The 16,116-nt window shown below is 57.6% G+C and carries 14 protein-coding genes; 13 read left to right on the forward strand and 1 reads right to left on the reverse strand.

All coding sequences use genetic code 11. From position 1 onward, the window contains the following. Nucleotides 1-359: 359 nt before the first annotated feature. On the reverse strand, nt 360-1,805 hold the full coding sequence (locus I6F17_RS25335; RefSeq protein ID WP_225124634.1) for a DUF1521 domain-containing protein: 1,446 nt from the start codon (nt 1,803-1,805) through the stop codon (nt 360-362). A 921-nt stretch (nt 1,806-2,726) separates the two neighbouring features. On the opposite strand from I6F17_RS25335, the gene I6F17_RS25340 reads away from it, so the two are divergent. From I6F17_RS25340 to I6F17_RS25400, 13 genes are all read left to right on the forward strand, one after another. Continuing rightward, nucleotides 2,727-3,035, forward strand: coding sequence for a hypothetical protein (locus tag I6F17_RS25340; RefSeq protein WP_225124635.1), 309 nt, complete (start codon nt 2,727-2,729; stop codon nt 3,033-3,035). Between the two features lie 42 nt (nt 3,036-3,077). Next, nucleotides 3,078-3,269 (forward strand): hypothetical protein, encoded by a 192-nt coding sequence (locus tag I6F17_RS25345; protein ID WP_036014847.1) that lies wholly within the window; start codon nt 3,078-3,080, stop codon nt 3,267-3,269. A gap of 115 nt (nt 3,270-3,384) precedes the next feature. After that, nucleotides 3,385-4,278, forward strand: a complete 894-nt coding sequence (locus tag I6F17_RS25350; protein WP_225124636.1) for an FHA domain-containing protein — start codon at nt 3,385-3,387, stop codon at nt 4,276-4,278. A gap of 33 nt (nt 4,279-4,311) precedes the next feature. Continuing rightward, entirely contained in the window at nt 4,312-4,848 is a 537-nt protein-coding gene (locus I6F17_RS25355; protein ID WP_225124637.1) for a hypothetical protein, read from the forward strand. Nucleotides 4,849-4,850: 2 nt separating this feature from the next. Continuing rightward, entirely contained in the window at nt 4,851-5,279 is a 429-nt protein-coding gene (locus tag I6F17_RS25360; RefSeq protein ID WP_225124638.1) for a hypothetical protein, read from the forward strand. A 9-nt stretch (nt 5,280-5,288) separates the two neighbouring features. Then, entirely contained in the window at nt 5,289-7,382 is a 2,094-nt protein-coding gene (gene sctV / locus I6F17_RS25365; protein WP_225124639.1) for a type III secretion system export apparatus subunit SctV, read from the forward strand. A 117-nt stretch (nt 7,383-7,499) separates the two neighbouring features. After that, entirely contained in the window at nt 7,500-8,003 is a 504-nt protein-coding gene (locus tag I6F17_RS25370; protein ID WP_225124640.1) for a tetratricopeptide repeat protein, read from the forward strand. Between the two features lie 118 nt (nt 8,004-8,121). Then, nucleotides 8,122-8,994 carry an Effector protein NopP gene (locus I6F17_RS25375; protein WP_225124641.1) on the forward strand — a complete coding sequence of 291 codons (873 nt, stop codon included), beginning with the start codon at nt 8,122-8,124 and terminating at the stop codon, nt 8,992-8,994. A 456-nt stretch (nt 8,995-9,450) separates the two neighbouring features. Then, complete coding sequence (locus I6F17_RS25380; protein ID WP_225124642.1) at nt 9,451-10,899, forward strand: pitrilysin family protein; 1,449 nt, start codon at nt 9,451-9,453, stop codon at nt 10,897-10,899. A 44-nt stretch (nt 10,900-10,943) separates the two neighbouring features. Next, on the forward strand, nt 10,944-12,317 hold the full coding sequence (locus I6F17_RS25385) for a pitrilysin family protein (protein ID WP_225124696.1): 1,374 nt from the start codon (nt 10,944-10,946) through the stop codon (nt 12,315-12,317). A 1,063-nt stretch (nt 12,318-13,380) separates the two neighbouring features. After that, nucleotides 13,381-14,130: a hypothetical protein gene (locus I6F17_RS25390; RefSeq protein WP_036014946.1), complete on the forward strand. Its 750-nt coding sequence runs from the start codon at nt 13,381-13,383 to the stop codon at nt 14,128-14,130. Between the two features lie 59 nt (nt 14,131-14,189). Next, entirely contained in the window at nt 14,190-14,909 is a 720-nt protein-coding gene (locus tag I6F17_RS25395) for a hypothetical protein (protein ID WP_036014859.1), read from the forward strand. A 580-nt stretch (nt 14,910-15,489) separates the two neighbouring features. Beyond that, nucleotides 15,490-15,930: a hypothetical protein gene (locus I6F17_RS25400; RefSeq protein WP_225124643.1), complete on the forward strand. Its 441-nt coding sequence runs from the start codon at nt 15,490-15,492 to the stop codon at nt 15,928-15,930. Nucleotides 15,931-16,116 lie beyond the last annotated feature (186 nt).

The raw sequence follows: 16,116 nt of genomic DNA on the forward strand, positions 1-16,116 counted from the left end.
TGTCCTGGATCGGTTCTGCAGCCGCCCGCGAAACTGGGCGTCAGAGAGACCCTCTGAGATCATAAAGTCGGCAGCTTTGGCGCTCGCTGCGCGCATACCAGCACAGCTCCTGGACCGCTGAGACCAGCATCGAAAAATGTTGCGGGTACCTGATCAGTGAGGTCATGGCTGGTCTGTCGGTACGATTGGCGCCCAAGCTTAGACAGCCCCGATCGCGAGATGAGAGCGGCGATCCAGATCGATACGCCGCCGCACCTACTATCTTCATCTGCCTCGCCGAACACGAAAAGCGGGCGCTAACGCCCGCTTCAGTGACTTACCCGACAAGCTGAGAACGCTTCGCCAGGCTTGCGGCCAACTCAAGCGTCCGACGGTGTGCCTGGATTCTCATTGCTGTCGATGATCGCCTGGTTAACCTGGCGTCCAGACCGATCGACCCAGCCCGAGCCTGGTTGTTCATAAATCGTCTGGGCTCCATCCGAAGTCAGCTGATCAAGCGTACGGCCCGCATTTGACTGCGTCACCTTAAGGTTGTTCTTACCGTCGAAGCGGTCTCCAAGCCCTTCGACGACCATGGCATTGTCGCCGTTGGTAATGGTCAGCTTCGAGGCCATCGTTTTGCCGTTGCCGATATCAACGGTGTCGATGGTAATTTTCGTGCCGTCGTCGAGCTGGAAGGTCATGTTCTTTTTGAAGTCAAAATCGATCTTGCCGTCACCGTCGGCATCGACGTGGGGGTCGCCGTGGATCGCTGTGATCTTGCCCGTTTGATTGTTGCGAATGAGCACCGTTCCGTCACGTTCGTCCACCAGCATCGAATACTTATCACCAAGCTTGATCTCGGCCCTGCTGCCCCTGACCTCATGCGACCAGACTGGCGCCGGCTGAGACGACTGCGTCGGTGCCTGGGCGACCGCAACAGGCACCATCGCAAGAGGCGGCGGCGGCGGAGGAACGAAGAAGACGGGGGCGGTAGAGGCAGGCGCTGCGGTTGCATACTGGTAGTTACCAGGCCCGCGCCCTTGTTCGCCTGCATCGATGCTCGCCTGATTCACCGCGCGTCCGGCCCCATCGACCCAGCCTTGGCCACTCTCATGGATCGTTTGGGCACCATCGGACGTCAGCTCGTCAAGCGTCATACCAGCATTGGACTGCGTCACCCTTAGATTGTTTTTGCCATCCTTGTCGTCGCCGAGCCCCTCGACAACCATCGCGTTATGGCCGTTCGTAATGGTAAGCTTTGAAGAGATGGCCTCACCATTACCGTAGTCGACGTTATTGACAGTAATTTTCGTGCCGTCGTCGAGCTGAAACGTCATATCTTTTTTGAAATCGAAGTCATCTTTGCCGTCTCCGTCGGCATCAACGTGGGGATCACCATGAATTACCGTGACATGACCAGTCTGGTTGTTGCGAACTGTCCAGGTGCCATCCTTTTCATCGGCCGTAATCGTGTACTTGTCCCCAAGGTTGATCGTGGCCTTGCCATCCTTGACCTCATGCGTCCACACCGGATCCACAGCAGGCTCAGAATTTTGATTCAGCTGGCTCATCAGCATGGTGGGAGGAGGAGGCGCCATCATGTACGCTTGGGTCGTAACGACGGCTGGCGTCACGACGACGGGAACGGCGACCGAACTGACGAGGGCTGGTGAGGCTACCGGTAGGTACTGGTAGCTCGCCGGAGCATACTGTCCCAACAAGGCGTTGAAGGCGGGAGTGACAACCGCGCCTTCTGGCACCACTCCATTCATCGAGTCGGGCGCGCCCACCACCGGAAGACCGGCCACGGGAAGATACGGCATTTAGTTTACTCCTGTTGCATAGACGAAATCTGTAAAACTGCGAGCGCTACGCATAGTCAACCAAGGTACGCAGCTTCGATTTGCATGAGAACGCACCATTAGCTCATCCGAACGAACGACTGCTTCTCTTGCCAGAACCACCAGCCCTAATGAGATCTTCCTCTCGCCGCACCACGGTAACCGCACGATCACATCACGCGCATTTAACTCACAAAGACTGTAGCCCGAATACCTGTCGAAAAGCTGACGACGATGAGCGAGCGAAGCCGCACGCACTTTGACATCGATCGCATGTGCGAGACGCATCCTTCGCTAAGCTGTATCGCAAGCTTCAACGCTCCTGTCCGCAAGAATCGTCTGGTACCAGATGTGCCCCTATGTCTTCGCGATACGCCACGTCTGCGGTTATCAACGAGTCATCCATCCTCACCGAGCAATCAGCGCTCCCGCCGGTCGTGCACATCATCTGCGAGGAGCGATCCATCGGTTGAGCACGCGCGCGCACCAGGCTCTCCGGCATTAGGATCTTCGCGGAACCTGACTTTTCGCAAGCCGCCCATGTTAGCCAAGCGAGTCAAGCGCGGACTGAGACCCGCACAACTCTATGACCTTATCCCGCTTCCGCGCTCTATCCGGCAGGCCACGCGCCTGTGCAGGGTCCGCAAGGTAAACTCATTCCTGAACGCGCAGCTAAGCACCATCCAACCCGGCCTTGACCCAAGCCGATTATAGGCGGGGCTGGGAACGCCCGGGCGAGCCGGTGATTGCGAGCAGATGCAAGGCTGCCGCAAAAGATCAACCCACTCGCCTCAACATGAGACTCGTCAGCTTTTCGAAAGCTAGCGCCCCTAGCATGAGGCCGCTGAAATCTAGGCGAGCAGTCGTCTATTGAGCGCAACAAGACGAGGATAGGAGAATGCGATGATCGGAGAAATGATCGGAAGCGCTGCCGGCGGATACCTTGGCGGCCCTGCCGGAGCGGCCATTGGTTCGGCACTGGGCGGGACCGTGGACAAGGTCTTTGACAAGGTGGTCCACACCTTGGTGCCCGACGAGGGTAACTACTATAAGGCCGCAGACGACAAAGACGCCGGCGACAAGAGCGAGGTACAACCCAAGTCAGATACTCTCAGCAAGAGCCCGGAGCTGAACCTTGGGCTCAGCACGCTCGGCGGTACGCCCATGTTCCTTTCGATTCCTGCGATCATCTCGCCGGCCCACAACTCGTAACAAGTCAGAACCAAGGTTATCCTAACAGAAAGGTAAGTAGACATGGCAGTTGACAATGTTGGCGGAAATGGCGGCGCTGCTGGTGCCCAGCCGACGGGCGATACGGGCTTCCAGAACCAGATGGCTGAATTCGAGCGTGTTAGCCAGAAAGTTCAGGCCCAGGCCGTGGCAATGCGTCGAATCACGACCGAACTCTCGTCCGAGAAGAAGGTCGCCGACGAGCGCGTTCAGTAGTTCTGCAAGACGGGTGGCTCACCGCGTTGCTACCGTCGCCGCGCTGTGAATGACGAAATCTGGATGAGCCGTACGGCACTGCCGTACGGCTTCTCTCGTTATTCAGGAGGTTATCGTGAACGACTCTGTTTCGCTCGAGTTCGAGGTGCTTTCGGGGCTCTATACCGGGCTCAAGGGAAAGGCAGCGGGCGGCGAAAGCATTGTTGGCAGCGGCCTCGATGCCGACATGATCTTCGTTGAACAAGGGCTTGAACCGCATCACCTTCGGATCATCGCGCAGCGCGATTCGATCGAGGTCGAGGCGCTCGCCGCCAGTATCAGCATAGACGGCCTCGCGAGCATCACTTCAGGTGAGAGCGTCAGAGTGCCCCTACCCGCGGTCATTCATGCTGGCGCGATGTCCATCCGCTGGTCGACAGAGGATGTCCAGCCACTTGCTTCGAGCAAGCGCTCTCGCAGCTCGATCATCGCACTCAGCCTGGTTCTGCTCAGCTCTGTCGTGATCGGCACCGTCTCAATTATCCTCTCCCCCGGCGATAGAGCGGTGGTGCCAAGTACCCAGTCGTCGCGCGCCGTCGAGATTGCCACTAAGCCAACCGTCGATCATTTCGATCCGAGAGCTGCTGATGAAATGGCCCTATCGCTGCGGCAAGAAATCGAACGAGCGGGCCTTCTTGACGTTAAGATCGGGCGCGGCCCCGGCGTTGTGACCGCGGAAGGCACAATTGCGCCGAACCTCGTCGCAAAATGGAAAGAAATCCAGCAATGGTTCGATCGTCAAACCAACGGTACCACGACCCTTGTGAATGCTGTCACGGTGAAAGAGGAGAAGATGCCGTCTTCGATTGCTGTCCAAGCCGTCTGGCGCGGAAGCGAACCTTATCTGCTTATTGCCGGACAGAAGTATTTCGTCGGCGCGCTCTTAAGTAATGGATGGACCGTTGATCGAATTGAGGATGGACGTGTTCTGCTCAGTCGCAACGGCCGATCTGCCGCTTTGCCATACTAAGGTCTCTACCCTGCAAGAAAGAAGGAGAAGGCGATGGCTAGGCTGCCCCAGCACTCTGTAGGGCCCGGCACCTCATCGCAGGGATTAGATGCGGGCCAGCACGCACCGCTCATCGGCTCGCCTCCCTCGCGAGGTGATAAACTCGAAGTCGGAGGCGTCCATGCGGATAGCGGCACGAAGCGCGCGTCGTGGCGGGATGCGGTTTCGCATGATCTGCCAATTGATGGTGCGAGCGAAGCGGCGCTCGAGGTCAACTCCGTCGGCGCCATCCAGCGCGTCACTCTATTCGAAAGCGAAGCAGGAGCAAATGAGCTAGATCCGCGCGCGGTATTGGCTTCGCTCTATGGTCCCAATCTGTCCCGCGGACTACTCTCCTTCGTCGTTCCACGCCTCCGTCATCCGGACGTACTGCGCGCCGACAAGCATGGTGTTCTTCTGGAGCGCTTGACGCGAACGTTGGAGGCGACGCCGAATGACAAAACGGCGCGAGAATGTTTGGCAATCCTGCAGCAGGAACTACAGCGGCTATTAATGCTCCGGCAAAATCAAAACAGCTTAATCAAGGGCTAGCCATGGTCGATCCTGATGGATTGCAGCATGTGCCCGCTCCCCTGGAGCCAGAAGTCTCCAAATCCGGCGCTATTCTGTCGATCTCCGGGCCGGAGCGCGACCTGCTTTGTGCGCTCTCGTATGTACATCTCGCGTGCGGGCAGAGCGCACAGAGTCTGGCTCTGTTGCGAATTGCAGCTCGCGAGCATTCCAACGACGTCGGTTTACTCCGCATCCTAGCTTACACGCTAATCTCCGAGGGCCTTGGCGACGAAGCACTCCACGTGTTGGACCGGCTGGACGCACTCGATACGCAACCCTCTTCCCGCATACCGATGACCCTGTTGCGCAGCCACGCCCTGCGTCACGCTGGCCGCATGCCCGAGGCTCGCGAGGTCTTCCAGCGCTATGTGTCACTGCGCGCGGGCAGGGCCCTCATCAAAAAGCAATAGGGATCTATCATGGCCAACGTCTTGCGTGACTTCATCGTGCGCGCTCCGGCCCACCCGGATTTCATGGTTGCCTTGATGCTGCTTCTGGCGATCGGCATGATGATCATGCCAATCCCAATCATCGTGATCGACATGCTGATCGGCTTCAATCTTGGGTTTGCCATATTGCTGCTGATGGTTGCCCTCTATCTCACCACACCGCTTGATTTTTCGTCCTTACCGGGCGTCATCCTGATCTCCACCGTATTCCGACTGGCGCTAACGATAGCAACAACGCGGCTGATCCTTGCCGAGGGCGACGCCGGCAGCATCATTCACACATTCGGCGACTTCGTCATTTCAGGGAATATCGCGGTCGGAATCGTCATATTCTTGATCGTGACCATGGTGCAATTCATGGTTCTTGCCAAGGGTGCCGAACGCGTCGCAGAGGTGTCTGCGCGCTTCACCCTTGACGCGCTACCAGGCAAACAGATGGCGATCGATGCGGAACTGCGCAACAGCCACATCGATCAGCACGAAGCACGTCGCCGACGTGCCGCCTTGGAGCAAGAGAGTCAACTTCATGGCGCGATGGATGGTGCCATGAAGTTCGTTAAGGGAGACGCGATCGCCGGGCTAATCGTGATCTGCATCAATATGCTGGGCGGAATCAGCATCGGTCTGCTCTCAAAAGGTATGTCGCTCGATGAGGCGCTGCATCAATATACGCTTTTGACGATCGGTGATGCGCTCATTTCGCAGATTCCGGCGTTGCTGCTGTCAATTACCGCTGCGACCATTGTCACGCGCGTCAACGGGCCCTCCAAGCTCAAACTCGGCGCCGATATCGTTCACCAACTTACCGCAAGTACGCAGGCGCTTAGGCTAGCCGCCTGCGTCTTGGTATTCATGGGGCTCGTTCCCGGCTTTCCTTTGCCCCCGTTTTTCGTGCTGGCCGTCCTGTTCGCTGCGGCAAGCTTCGTCAAGGTCGGCACCAAAGGCGACAAGCCTGCCGCTAAAATAGGAGCTAGCGTCGCTGCTTCGGCGCCGGCTCCCGCAGCGGCCCAGAAGCAGCCCGTACATACGGAAGCACTTCCGATCGCGTTGTTCCTTGCACCGAACCTGACGGATTCGATCGACAAAGACGAGCTGGAAGAGAGCATTTCGCGTGTTTCAAGGCTCGTCTCGGCGGACCTTGGCATCACCATTCCGCGCATCCCGGCCCAGATCGGCGAGAGCTTGTCCTCGTCGCAATTCAGAGTGGATGTCGATAGTGTGCCAGTTGAGCGCGATGTGATCAATCCCGGGCACCTGGTGCTCAACGACGATGTGGCCAACATCGAGTTGAGCGGCATCCCCTTTCAGCAAGACCCGGAAACGAATCGGGTCTGGATCGAGGAACGGCATGCAGCGGCCCTCAAGGCCGCCGGAATCGGATATCATCGGCTGAGCGAAGTTCTTGCCTTACGTCTCCATTCCACATTGACACGCTATGCACAGCGCCTGGTGGGTATCCAGGAAACCCGCCAATTGCTCGCCCGGATGGAGCAGGAATATCCTGACCTGGTGAAGGAGGTGCTGCGTACGGCCACCGTCCCTCGGATCGCCGAGGTCCTGCGCCGATTGCTCGATGAAGGCATTCCAATCCGCAATACCCGCTTGCTCCTGGAGGCATTGGCAGAATGGAGCGAGCGCGAGCAAAACGCCGTCCTGCTCACCGAATACGTTCGTGCTACCTTAAAGCGGCAAATCTGCTTTCGGTATGCGAACGCCCATCGCGTCGTGGTCGCCTTTATCATCGAGCGTGAGAGCGAGGAAATCATCCGCGGCGCAGTACGGGAAACTGCCGTCGGCCCATACCTCGTCTTGGATGAATGGCAGAGCGAAAAGCTGCTTGCACAATTTCGTCAGATCCATGCGACCATCGCGCAAAGTAAGAGCCAGCCTGTCGTCCTTGGGTCGATGGATATCCGGCGTTTCGTACGCGGTTTTCTCACGCGCAACGGGATCGACCTGCCTGTTCTATCGTATCAAGATCTCGCCTCCGACTTCACGGTTCAACCGATTGGATCCGTCAAGCTTCCAAAGGCGCCTTCCTCGCTTCTCACAGCTGCAAACTAAGAATGGGCAGCGCTTCCTCGTGAGTAACCTATGAGATCAAATAGAATCAGGCGCCGCCGGTATTTGTGCTGCGCCAGTCCAGGGCCGCGGCCGGCTCTGCTTGCGATGCTGGCTAGTGTGCTGCTCGCTGGCTGCGCTGCCGGGGATAAACATAGCCTTTCACCGCAGCAGACGTCCACATCTGACCTCGCACACAGCGAAGAGATCGACCCTGCGGTGCGCGAGCGCATTTCGCACGCGCTGGGCCGAGATCCTGATGAAGGGGCTCTGCGCGATGCATTGAAGCAACAGCCGAACAACATCGATGCGGCGATTCCTCTTGCGCGAGCCCTGCTGGCAGCCAACCGTCCGAATGATGCGCTCGAGGTGCTCGACGGCGTATTACTGGCAGCCCCTGGCGACCTGCGCGCATTGAATGCCAAAGCGGTTGTTCTCGATCACGAGGGCCGCCATCAGGAGGCCCAAGAACTATACCGCCAAGCTCTCGCAGCGGAACCCGCAAACCCGATGCTGCGCAACAATTTCGGACTGTCCCTCGCCCTTGAACGCAAGACGGAGGCCGGCGATGCCAGCCCAGCACCGCAGGCGGGCGGCCGGAACGCATTGGCTCGTTCAAGATAGCGTGGCGATAAAGAGCGGGGCGGAATAGCGAAGTGATGCTCAGCTTGCCGACAGCTCGGCTTACTATGACGCGGAACCTCAACCGGCGCAGCCCCCGTCGATACAAATGGAAAGTGTTATGTTTCAGCACACCGTCAATCTATCTAGTAGCGAACGTGCTTCCGAGCCCGATGAAATGAGAACGAGCGCGACCGATGACTCTTCCTCCTACAGGGATCGCCAAAGGTTCTCGGATGTATTCTCTACTCTGAATTTGGCGCCATCGATCTCCTCTCCTGATGCAAGTTCGCCGGCAGTTCCGCCATACGCGATGGTTGAAGAGCCGCCGGTCGTTGAAATCTCAAGATCTTCATTCGAGAGGAAGCTGGTGGACTTTTATGGAGCAGACATAGAGGATATTGCTGCTAATCCGCAGCGATACTCTCGCTGGGTGTCCCAAAAGGCTCAACGCACAGCGGACACTGCGTTTCGCTTCGGCATCAAGTCTATTTCGGAGAAAGCGCGATTTTTCAGCTATCAGCTCGGGAATAAGAGCGTCGGGCTTCTCAGAACGGAACCCGGAGGTCGCATGAGCGAGCTGTTCAAGGGCAACAATGATTGGCGCAAACAATTTCCTGGGCGAGATCAAATCACCTCAACGACAGCTTTCCGGGTTACCCATCCGCTCGTCGATAACGCGGGCGATATCTTGCTTGAACATCAGCTCCAGATCGACGGTAACGAACCGCTCGTTCTCTCCCACTCTTCCAATCCGGAAGCGAAAGCCCGCGCAGCAGCGTTGGGCTTTCTTGAGGTAAGTGACTCGATGATGGTGCTCGATCCCACCAAGCACGAGGACAAATGGAAGAACAAAGAAGGCAAATGGCAGCGAGCGGGTAAACCGCCTTTGTATCTTGCCGCGACTGAAGACAATAGCAGCAATGCCAAGTGTACCGAAAGTGTGGCAAAGCCCGCGAACGATCCGTATGATGATGACTATGACTTTATGTAGAGCGTACACGCACCACATGAAGAGCGATTGGCCAGATCGACTTTGGTGAGGTCAGGCTCGCACTGGATAACCTAATCCGCTCGACCGATAATCTACGCTATTCTGGCACCTTCGTCCTGGACTACTTCGGCGCAGTGTACTCCAAGGAGCTGCTCGCCGACTCCCAGCTCGCGGCCATGATAAATATTGTCAAGCTACTCATCTTCTAGAGCGAGATGTGTGATGGCGAGCCTGCCGGGTGTTGTGCCGACGTCATATCGCGCTCGATTGACCTGAAGTCTCCATTGGACGCGAAGTTCTCCTGACGCGTTGTGCGCAACGTTGTTCTGTGCCGTTGCGTACGCGAGTCCGGCGATTGGTCCGGTTTTTGCTCCACTGTTTGCCAAGACGAGGCGCGGCTCCCCGCCATGTCGGATTTTCTACCATAATGACCACTATGGAACGAAAGGCGATGCCATGAAGAACCGGCTTTCGGTCACCGGCAAGGCGGCAGGCACCGCCGCTGAAGCCTCGGAGTCGACGACGCGCACCGCCCCGGCGGTCGAGCGCATAACTGAGAATGGCACCGGCTTATACCTTCCTGACGAGGCTAGCGTCTCTGCCGGCACGGTCAAATCAGATCGACCAGCAAGCTTCACGCTCCAGAACGGCCTGCAGGTCGTCGTGATCCCGGATCATCGCACACCCGTCGTGACTCAGATGATTTGGTATAAGGTCGGTTCCGCGGACGAACCGCCTGGCAAATCGGGGCTCGCGCATTTCCTCGAACACCTGATGTTCAAGGGCACATCCAAACATCCGGCGGATGAGTTCCGCAAGGCCGTGCTGCGCGCCGGCGGCTATCAGAACGCCTTTACCGGATTCGACTTCACCAGCTACTTCCAGCACGTGCCTCGCGAGCACCTCGGCAAGATGATGGAATTTGAAGCCGACCGCATGACTGGTCTCATTCTCAACGACGAGGATGTGCTGTCCGAGCGCGACGTCGTGCTGGAGGAATTCAATATGCGCATCGCCAACCAACCAGGTGCCCGACTTGCTGAGCAGATGATGGCGGCGCTTTACCTCAACCACCCCTACGGCCACCCCATTATTGGATGGCGCCAGGAAATCGAAAAGCTTACCCGCGAGGACGCGCTTACCTTCTACAAGCGCTTCTATGCACCCAACAACGCGATCCTGATTGTCGCTGGCGACGTAACCACCAAGGAAATGCCCTCGCTGGTGAAGGAGACTTTTGGCGGCATCCCCGCGCAACCCTCGATTCCCCTGCAACGCCTGCGGCCGCAGGAGCCGACGCCGGCCGCGCAGCGCAGAGTGACGTTGGCCGATTCCCGCGTCGAGCAGCCAGCCCTGCACCGCTATTATCTCGTACCGCCGGCTCGCACCGCGGCCGCGGGGGAGGGTCCGGCGCTTGAGGTGCTCGAGCAGTTGATGGGCGGCGGTGTCAACTCATATCTCCATCTCTCGTTTGTCGTCGAAAAGCAGCTCGCGGTCACTGCCAAAGCGAGCTACCAATCTGCCGCACTCGACCCCTCGCGATTCGAGATTTCCGCCATACCAAAACCTGGCGTCCACCTCAGCCTGATCGAGCACTCCATCGACGAGGTAATCGCCGACATTGCCCGTAATCCCGTGAGCACCGAAGATCTGCAGCGGGCGAAGACGCGGCTGATTGCGCAAGTCACCTACGCCCAGGACAGTCAGGAAATGCTCGCGCACCGGTATGGCCGCGGCCTGACGACGGGACTGTGCATCGAGGATATTGAACGCTGGCCGGACGACATCCGCGCTGTCGGTGCACAGCAGGTGCACGAGGCCGTGCGGAAATGGCTCGACAAGAAACGAGCGGTGACCGGCTATCTCATCAAAGAGTCTACTCCACAACACTGGGAGAAGCCCTAGTGATTTATCCGATCCTTCTCGGCGGAGCGTCGCTCTCCCTCGCTATGCTCGCTTCGCCAAATTCGGTTGCCGCCGCGGGGTCACTTGGCCGACCCAGGTTCAAGCGCCTAATTTCGTCTTGCGGTATAGAAGCCTGGTTCGTGCAAGATTCTACCGTCCCATTGATCACGATGGAATATGCCTTCACCGGCGGCGCGACTCAGGACCCCGCTCAAAAACCTGGCGTCGGTCACATGGTGTCTGGCCTGCTCAAGGAAGGTTCCGGCGACTTTGACTTCAAGACCTTTCATCAGCGGCTAGACCGTCGTGCCATTGAGTTGGGTTTTCATGTGACCCCTGATCACTTCCGCGGTGCCTTGCGCACACTCCACGACAACGCGGACGAGGCCTTCGAGCTTTTACGAACGGCGCTAACCTCGCCGCGTTTCGACTCGGCCGACGTCGAACGGACCCGTGCTAGTGTACTTGCGCGCCTTCGGCACGCCTCGACCGATCCTTCGTCTCTGGCTCATCGCAAGTTCCTCGAAGTCGCGTTTGGGGATCATCCTTATGCTCGCCCAGCCGAAGGCTCGCTGGAAAGCGTGCCGAAGATCGAGGTCGCGGATCTCAAGGGTTATGTCCGACGCGTGATCGCAAAAGACACGCTCAAAATCGCTGTTGTCGGCGACGTCGATCCAGCGGTCGTCTGCAAGCTGCTCGACAAGACCTTTGGCAGCCTGCCGAGCAACGCAGAAGCGATGCCGGTTGCCGAAGTCATCGCAGCAAAGCCGCCGCAACGGGTCTTCATTCGGTGCGATGTGCCGCAGACAGTTGTGACTTTTGGGGGTCCAGCCGTCCGTCGGAGCGAGCCGGATTTCATGGCCGCCTATATCGTCAACCACATCCTCGGCGACGCCGGCCTTACGTCCCGCCTGTTCCGCGAAGTCCGCGAGAAGCGCGGACTGGCCTATTTCGTCCGTGAGCACCTTGTCTGGTTGGACCATTCAGCCATGTTTCTCGGCAGCAGCGGGACCTGCGCCAATCGTGCCGGCGAAACGGTCGAAGAAATCGAGAAGCAGGTCCGCCATATCGCCGAGAAAGGACCTACTCAGCAGGAACTCGATGACGCAAAGTCCTACCTGAAGGGCTCGCAACAGGTGGCTCTCAACACATCATCAAAGCTTGCGCGAACGCTACTGCAGAATCAGCTTGACAAGCTGCCCATCGACTATTTCGAAAAGCAGCATGCCGTGGTCGATGCGGTGACGCTGGAAGACGCCAAGAGAGCAGCGCAGCGGCTGTGGGGCGAGGGTCTGCTCACCGTTATCGTCGGCCGCTCCTCGAAGGACGCCGCGCAGCGCACCACCATGCCATCGGGGACCACACCCCCGCCAGGCGCCGATCAGCTAGACGCCGGGCCGACAACGCCGCGCAATTAAACTTTCTAGCAGCGCCGGCCGCTTAGCAAGCGCATCGCTCTTGCGCGCAGAGTGCATCTAGCACCCGCCTTTAGCTCGTCGAGATATTCCGTCGTTAGGCAGCTACCATGCGGCCGCTCGAAGCCGCTTTTTGCGCAAACGAGTTTAAACAAGGCGACAATCCGGGTTGAATCTTTAGGTTAGCCAAAGTGGGCGCTTTAAAACCGGTGCGTACACTGTCTGCCGCTTCAAGTAAACGGCCAACGAGAGTACGCACCCGCCATGGCTATCGTTCATTCCACTAAGTCCTTCTCGATCCATAGGACGTCGCTCGGCGATCTCTGTGTCCAAGACAAAGATCGCCGTGCCGGCCACCAGACGCGCGCTTCTTTCGGACGTCCGATATCGCTTCCCCACCGATGCTGCGCCGTCCGCCGGCGCCCCGCTCCGGCTTCGATCTTGTTCTCCGTTGCCCGATAATCTCGCCGCAGAGCGATGCATGGTTGCTATTGCGTCACCAACGCGCTTCAGCCTTCGCGTATCCCGACATTCATCACCAGAGTGAGAGTGAGAGCTCGGTCGTTCAGGGTCATCTTTCAGGAATTAACCAGCCGCTACGCTCTCGGCCGAAGAGACGACCATCTAATCCAGCAGGGCTTTGTGGTCTGGCAAGCCATAGCCGCACCGCGTCGCATCGCCTTGACTTGCGCTTTCATCAAGCTTCGCAATCTGACGCTACGTTAGTTTCCGTCGCTTCATGAAAAGTAGATAGCGGCAGCGACGGCATCCATAGATAACCTATGGCATCACAACGATCACCACAGGCGGACAGTTGATTCTTGGCCCGCGGTTCCAGCTGCCCACAAACCTCACGTAGATCACCAATACAAGTGATTACTTCCATTCTCAGGCCTGCATCATCGGACCACGTCACTCGCTTAATGTTGAAAACGTTTATCAGTTGCAGAGCTCCAGCATCGAAGGTTCATTGCCCCTTCTTTCTGCCATGATCGCGCCCAAAGCAGAGACGCGCCGATTGCGCACTTTGCGCGCGGCAATAGCGAGTGTCTCAGGAGATGTTTCTATGGTGAAGCCAGTTGTAATTGTGGTCGGCGCGGACAAGGGAGGAGTCGGCAAGACGACCGTATCACGAACGCTACTGGACTACTTCAGCGTCAACAACGTGCAAACACGCGCATTCGACACAGAGTCGCCCCGCGGAACGCTGAAGCGCTTTTATCCCGAGATCACTGAGATCGTCGACATGACCACGACGGCGGACCAGATGAAGATCTTCGATACCTTGAACTCAGGGCTATCCGTCACTGTCATCGATGCTCGAGCAGGACTACTGTCTTCTGCGTTAGCTTCCTTGCGCGACATCGGCTTTCTGGACTCGGCACGGTCTGGCCAGATCACATTTGCCGTGTTCCACATCCTGGGATCATCCATCGCTTCGCTAGACGAGATCGCGGAAACCGCGACTTTCATGAGCGGCGCAAAGTACTACCTCGTCAAGAACTTCATCAACGACACTCAATTCTTCCAGTGGGATCAAGCGACTTATAATTCCTATTTTCACCGCATCAAGCATGCGACTGAGCTGACCATACCGAAGCTCAACGAGATGGCCTATGAGCAGGTGGAAGTCGCATCCGTCCCATTCATAGACTTCGTGGCAAACAAGGGACGGAACGATGAACCCGCGCACAACTCCTTCGTGCTGCGCGGCTATGTCCGGCACTGGCTGGCAAATGTCTGGAGCGAATTCGATCGCATCAACTTGACGGAATTGGCGGGGGCCAAGTCCGCTACCCGGGCCGGCGAAAAGTAGCGTCATATCCGGCGAGCTCCGGTCGGGCCTACGTACGGAACGAAATTGATCTGCTGGCTATGTTAGCGACCCCCATCTACATCATCTGCTCTCCTAGCCCGCAGGTCGGTAAAACCCTCATCGCTCGGGCTATGAGCGAGTTCTTGCTGCTGAAAAACGGCGCAACGCTATCGTTCGATGTGAACTTGAAAGAGCCGTCATTGCTCGACTACCTCCCCAACATCACGGAGACCGCGGATGTGATCGACACTTACGGCAAGATGCAGCTGATGGACCCTCTGATCATCCACGATCGGGTACCCAAGGTAATTGACCTCGGCTTTCACGCCTTCGACGAATTCTTCAAGATGTGCGAGGAGATAGGCTTCATGAAGGAGACGGCGCGCTGCTATGTCGCCCCTATCATCCTCTTCGTCGCGGGCGCAGACCGCATCTCCTTTCGCGGTTATGAAATGCTGCGGCGGCGAATTCCGCCGGCGTCGCTGGTCACCGTCCACAATGAATTCGTGCTGCGCGGCGAATTACCGGAAGCGATGGATCACGAGCGGGTGATTCGGATTCCCGCACTTCCGCTGTTCCTCAAACGATATATAGACCGGCTTAGCTTTTCCTTCACTGGATATCTGCGCAACGAGAAGGACTGGTCCACCGAGCTGCATCAATGGATCCGACGGAATTACAGCCTGTTTCGCGATCTGGATTCGAGTGTGACGCAGCGAAGGTCCGATCGTCGGCGGGGAACGGATGTCGATAGCCTACGTTGCACAAGGGCCACTTGAAAGTTCGCTCTGATCACCATCTATTCGTCCGGCCTATGAGTGGTGGTTGACCGCTGACTTCAATGACGTCCGCAACGCGAACGCATGAATTGCGGTATACGACTGTTCGCTTGGATCTCCATCCTTACGATCCTCCGCACAGACAGCGCGAAGGGCAGTTGACGGCAGCTCATTCGCCAATGGCTGATCCAGACAGCCCGTCCTCGAAAGAAGCGGTCACAGCCTTTTTGTGAGGGGCTAGGCCGATCGACGAGGTCTTCCTTCGGGAGGCCCTCATAGCTTTAGGTCGAATTTGCCGAGCACCTGATGCACGACCGCGCCTTTGATCTCGCGGGCGTTTTGGCGACCACATTGCGCAGTTGCTTATCGCGCGTGACCACCGCTGTTGAGAACTCAACGACGTTGCTGGCGCGATCGCTTTCGCCTAGCGCCCTCGTGAGGCTGGTTCGAAAGGACATAAGACTTCCAAGCTTTCACCGCAGCGCTCGTGCCGCTCGCGCGCTGGCGTTCACCCAGCGTTTTCCTTGGAAAAGGCGCGGCTAGGCTGGGTAGACACATTCTATTGCCCGCATCGTACTTGATGATGGCCGGTCAGGCGGCCCGTGCCGACATCGAAATGGCTTTCCTGGCCATCGCCCCCGCAGGCGGGAAAACTGGAAATCAACAGGTCGTCGTCGTGATGTCCACTTGCGATGGGACGTCAACGCCTGCCAAGCGGGCCTTTATCTTTTACGCATCAACAACGCTACAACCTGGTGCAGCGCGGGATTCGAGCTATTCACTCGCTCTTCTGAGGCGTGCACAGCGGATGTCGATGTCAATGACCGTCTGTGGAATGCTCAATTGGCTCGACACTGCGTCCATCGACATTTCGCGTTGTATTACCACGATCGCAACCGCGTCCGCTTCTTTGATTGGCTGGCGCGTGCCGTGGATCGCAGTCAGGCTGGTTTGCCTTCCTCACAATCGTTCTCATGGCTTTCCCATGTTGTTGGTAAGGTCCACCTCGCCCATAGATTAGTTATCGAATAAGTGATTGTGAATGCCTATAGCAGGCCGGATCTACTTAACTGCCCGTCGGCCAACCGATCTTGTGGAGCGCTGAAATTGTGCAGGACAGACGATCGGGACGCCGTTAAACCGCGAAACTCTGCCGCGATTTGTTGTCACACGTGCGGTGTCGGGTGATATTGATTGGTAAGAGTTG

The sequence above is a fragment of the Bradyrhizobium sp. NBAIM18 genome (assembly GCF_020193825.1).
Taxonomy (GTDB): Bacteria; Pseudomonadota; Alphaproteobacteria; order Rhizobiales; family Xanthobacteraceae; genus Bradyrhizobium; species Bradyrhizobium yuanmingense.